Genomic DNA, 4536 nt, shown 5'->3' with positions numbered 1-4536 from the left:
GGGGCCGGTGCCACGGGGGTGCGCCGGGAGCTGGCCGCCGGGCTGTCCGCCCGCCACCGCGACGTGGTGCTGCTGGTGGCCTGGGCCGGCCTCGACTACGAGGAGGCGGCCCGCGCCCTCGACGTGCCCGTCGGCACGATCAGATCCCGGCTGAACCGGGCTCGCGGCAGATTGCGCGAAGCACTGGGCGGATCCGATCCGACCGCTTTCCGAGAGGCAGACGCCCATGCGTGACATCGACGGACCGAGGGACCTGCGGGACCTCCGGGACCTGCGGGACCTCGCCGACTTCGACGCGGGGGCTCCCCCACTGGACGACGAGGCCCGCCGGCGGGGGCGGGCCCGCCTGCTCGCCACGATCACCGCACCCGGTGCGGACCGGGCGACTCGCAGGGCGATCGGGCCCGATCGCCCGGTCCGCCGTCGCCCGGTCCTGCGCATCGCCCTGGCCGGTACGGTCGCCGCCGCGGTCACGGCGGGTGTCCTGGTCACCGTGCAGCACGACGACGGCCGGGGGAAGACCGCCACGCTGCCGGTGAAGAACCTGCCGCACATGCGCAACGTCAGCGCGCAGACCGTGCTCAACGGGGCGGCCTCGTACGCGCGGAAGAACGACAAGGTGGTCAGTCCTCGGGACGACCAGTTCATCTACACCAAGGAGATCATCAAGGAGACCGACCAGAAGACGGGGAGGACGAAGACCCACGTCGACGAGATCTGGCGCTCCGTGGACGGCTCCCAGCGGTCCTGGATCATGGAGATCGGCAAGGGGTGGTGGTCCCCACCGAACGAGGAGAACCAGACCAGCTGGCCACCGAAGGACTGGGGCACGCTGCAAAAGCTCCCGACCGACCCGGATCAGCTGATCCTCGCGCTCCAGGACGTGGGCTTCGCGCGCGACAAGAAGAACACCTCGCTGGACAGGATCACCGACCAGGAGTGGTCGCACATCCACTTCAGCCTCGCCGGGCTGCTCAAACTGGTCCCGGTGATGCCCGAGGGGCTGCGGCCGGCGGCGTACGAGGCGCTCGGGATGGTGCCGGGGGTCAAGGCCCTGCCGAACCAGAAGGACGCGAAGGGCCGGGTCGGCGTGGCCATCACGTACGACGATCCCACCCGCCCCGAGGGGGCGTCGGGCTACGGCAGCTACTTCATCTTCGACCCGGTGACGTACGCGTTCCTCGGCTTCCGTGACGAGCGTTCCTCGGGCGACGGCAAGACCATGAAGACGTACACCCAGCTCTCGTATCTGGACAGTTGGGCGATCGTCGACAAGGTCAAGCAGTATCCGTCCGCCGCGGGCTAGGACTCGGCGGGGACTCTGAGGGCGGCCAGGACCGGCAGGTGGTCCGTGGCCGCCCTCAGGTCGTCCTCGGAGATGCCGGGGTGGTCGAGGGGGACGCCGCAGCCGAGGACCTCGATGCCGGGGGTGGCCAGGATCGCGTCGATGCGCTGGTGGGGGTCGGTGGGCGTGGAGCTGTACTCGCCGCCCCAGGGGGTGGTGGTCCAGCAGTCCTGGAGTTCACCGGCGAGGCGGCGGAATGTGCGGCCGTCCGGGCGCTCGTTGAGGTCGCCGCCCGCGACCGCGTGTGTCACGCCCAGGCCGGCCAGGTGGTCGAGGAGCAGGCCGCCCTGCTCGTACCGCTCGTCCTTCTGCAGGGACAGGTGGCAGGACAGGACGCCGAGGCGGGCGCGGCCGAAGCGGACCACCGCTGTGGCGAAGCCGCGTCGGTGCAGGCCGGGGGTGAGGGGCAGGAGCACGTCGTCGGTGTGCTCGACCGTGGCGCGGAGGTTGCACAGCAGCGCGGGGCCGGAGGCGGTGGCGCCGCCGGAGAGGGTGACCAGGTGGGAGGCCGCGGCGAGCCTGGCGAGCTTCTTGCGCCAGCGGAAGAAACGGGGGGCTTCCTGGATGAGGACCAGGTCGGGGGCGCAGGCGGTGATCACCCGGGCGAGGGCGTCCGTGTCGTCCCGCATGGAGCGGATGTTGTAACTGAGGACGCGGATGGTTGCCGAACCGTCGGGGTTCGTGCGGGAGTTGGGCAGCGGCGTCATGTGGATCAATCTACGCGGCACCACTCCGCCGGGAGAGCCCGGAGACTGCGGGTCGTTCGTTCGGCTGACGACCGGCGGGGGGCTGGTCGCGCCCACGCGGCGGAGCCGCGGTCGACAGGGCCCCGCGCCCCCGAGAACGGGGCGCGGGGACGGCTGCCGGTGTCTACATGATCGGGTCGGGTTCTCTCGCCAGGTCCGCCGCGCCCACCAGGCCCGCCTCGTTGCCCAGTTGGGCGGCGATGACCTCGGCGACGGGGCGCCAGTTGCCGCCCACGAGCCAGCGCTTGTAGGACTTGCGGATCGGGTCGAGGACCAGTTCGCCCTCGTCCGACAGGCCGCCGCCCACGATGAACGCCGACGGGTCGAAGAGGGAGGCGAGGTCGGCGAGGCCGGCGCCGGCCCAACGGGCGAGTTCGCGGTAGGAGTCGACGGCGACGGGGTCGCCCTGGCGGGCGGCCATGGAGATGTGCTTGCCCTCGATGCCCTCGGGGGTGCCGTCACCGAGGCCGAGGAGGAGGTCCGCGTTCTCGGGGGTGGCGTTGGCGCGCTGCTTGGCGTATCTGACCAGGGCCCGCCCGGACGCGTACTGCTCCCAGCAGCCCTGCGAACCGCAGCCGCACTGCAGCCCGTCCGGGACCATGCGGATGTGGCCGAACTCGGCGGCGACGCCGTAGTGGCCGCGGCGCAGCTTGTTGCCGATGATGATGCCACCGCCGAGGCCGGTGCCGAGGGTGATGCAGATGACGTTGCGGTGGCCCTTGCCTGCGCCGAACTTGTACTCGCCCCACGCGGCGGCGTTGGCGTCGTTCTCCACGACGACCGGCAGGCCCACGCGGGTCTCGACCTTCTCCTTGAGCGGCTCGTTGCGCCAGTCGATGTTGGGGGCGAAGTACACCGTCGACCGCTGACGGTTGACGTAGCCGGCCGCGCCGATGCCGACACCGACGATCTCGTGTCCGGCTCGCGCGCCCTCGACGGCGGCGGCGATGGCGTCCACGATCCCCTCGGGCGTGCCCGGGGTCGGCACCTTGTGCGTCGAGAGGATGTTGCCTTCCTCGTCGACCACACCGGCCGCGATCTTGGTACCGCCGATGTCGACGCCGATGGTGAGTCCCATGAATCCCTCAGTTTCGGTCGAGCCCCGCTACGGCCAACCGTACCCGAGGCCCTGCGCCGGGACTCCCGGCGTCCGCCGGGCGGACGGGCCCGCTGTCAGTCCAGGTCGATGCGCTCTCCGGGGCCCGGGTCGTCGCCCTGGTCGCGCTCTTCCCGGTGGGAGGTGTCCCGGTTCGTCCAGCGGCGCTCCTGGGCCTCGACGGCGGAGCGGTACGCGGCGAGCAGTTCGCCGCCGGCGGAGGCGAGATGGTCGAAGACGTCCGGGTTGCGTTCGATGACGGGTTCGACGGCGGCCTTGGCCTGCCGGACGACCTGGCCGACCATCTGCTGGGCCGCGCCCCCGGCGACCGCGCCGAGCAACGGCGACTGCAGCCCGGACAGCTTCTCCGCGACGGTGTCGACCAGCTTGCGCAGTTCCTCGGCGGCCGAGCCCGGCGGGGGCCCGTGCTTCGCCCGGCGGCGGGCCTTCTCCGCGACGAGGTCCTCCTCGCACGCGGTCGCCCAGGCGTCGGAGTCGGTCGCGCGCACCCGGTCGGTCGCGCGGGCCTGCTCGGCCGACCGTGCCTCCTCGGCCGCGTCCTGACGACCGGCGTCGGACGTGGGGCGCTCTTCGCTCATGGCGGGCTCCTGCCTACGGTTCGTACCTTCGACGTTACCCGAACGGGCCCATGCGGTTCACGTTGTCCGGGGCCACAACCGCGGGTCCGGCGCGAAACGGATCCTCAAGCAGCCCTCGCGCAGGGCCGCGCCGTCCACCGTGCAGCGGCGCAGTGCCGAAGGCAGCGGAACGATGCGGCGGAACTGCCCCGCCGTGACGACCAACTCGTCGCCGCGCCGGACGAGATCCAGCTCGTCCCGTATCGCCCCGGGCAGCGGGATGTTCCATACGAGCACGCCCTCGTCGCCGAGGTTGTCGGTGACGGCCCACTCGACGCGGGCGGGAGCCCCACCCGCTCCGGGGACGTCGAGGGCGGCGAGGTCGTCGCCGCCGCGGGGGTCGCGGCCCAGGTGGGCGACGCCCCGTACGGGACGGGCCTCTCGCTCCGAGGGGACCTCCTGCCATTCCTCCAACGCCTTGCGCTGCTGGGCGACGAGGCCGGCGAGCCAGGTGTCGTGCACGCCCTCGGGCAGGACGCGGTTGGCGATCAGCATGTCCACGGGGAGGGCCCGCAGGGCGAGTCCGACGCTCGCGAGGCGCACGAGGTCGGCGCCGGCCGGACCCGGCTCGGCGACCAGTCGCACACTCGTCCCCGGGTCATCGACGACCGCCGCGACGGCGGCCAGCTCCACGTCCCACCGGGCGGCCGTCTCGTACAGCCACTCGGCGGGCATCGGCACCCCGGCGAGCCGCCCGAGGACCGGCCGCAG

General features: G+C 72.5%; 6 protein-coding genes. 2 read left to right on the top strand and 4 right to left on the bottom strand.

What is annotated here, in order from left to right; genetic code table 11:
* A partial coding sequence (locus AWZ10_RS20225) for an RNA polymerase sigma factor (protein WP_279616632.1) occupies window positions 1-234 on the top strand: 234 nt, incomplete at its 5' end.
* On the top strand, window positions 227-1306 hold the full coding sequence (locus AWZ10_RS20220; RefSeq protein ID WP_060891740.1) for a CU044_5270 family protein: 1080 nt from the start codon (window positions 227-229) through the stop codon (window positions 1304-1306). The genes AWZ10_RS20225 and AWZ10_RS20220, both read left to right, overlap by 8 nt.
* On the opposite strand, the gene AWZ10_RS20215 is transcribed toward AWZ10_RS20220, so the two are convergent.
* The 4 genes from AWZ10_RS20215 to AWZ10_RS20200 form a co-directional block, all read right to left on the bottom strand.
* Window positions 1303-2052, bottom strand: a complete 750-nt coding sequence (locus AWZ10_RS20215; protein ID WP_046707279.1) for an endonuclease/exonuclease/phosphatase family protein — start codon at window positions 2050-2052, stop codon at window positions 1303-1305. The genes AWZ10_RS20220 and AWZ10_RS20215 overlap by 4 nt on opposite strands.
* A 163-nt stretch (window positions 2053-2215) precedes the next feature.
* Entirely contained in the window at window positions 2216-3169 is a 954-nt protein-coding gene (locus AWZ10_RS20210) for an ROK family glucokinase (RefSeq protein ID WP_037693449.1), read from the bottom strand.
* 95 nt (window positions 3170-3264) lie between these two features.
* Window positions 3265-3786: a DUF5304 domain-containing protein gene (locus tag AWZ10_RS20205; protein ID WP_046707278.1), complete on the bottom strand. Its 522-nt coding sequence runs from the start codon at window positions 3784-3786 to the stop codon at window positions 3265-3267.
* A gap of 57 nt (window positions 3787-3843) precedes the next feature.
* On the bottom strand, window positions 3844-4536 hold a 693-nt coding region (locus tag AWZ10_RS20200), incomplete at its 5' end, for an ArsA family ATPase (protein ID WP_482258107.1).

Origin of the sequence: Streptomyces europaeiscabiei (genome assembly GCF_001550375.1) — a bacterium.
GTDB classification, from domain to species: Bacteria; Actinomycetota; Actinomycetes; order Streptomycetales; family Streptomycetaceae; genus Streptomyces; species Streptomyces europaeiscabiei.
This window is presented reverse-complemented; position numbering and strand designations above follow the sequence as displayed.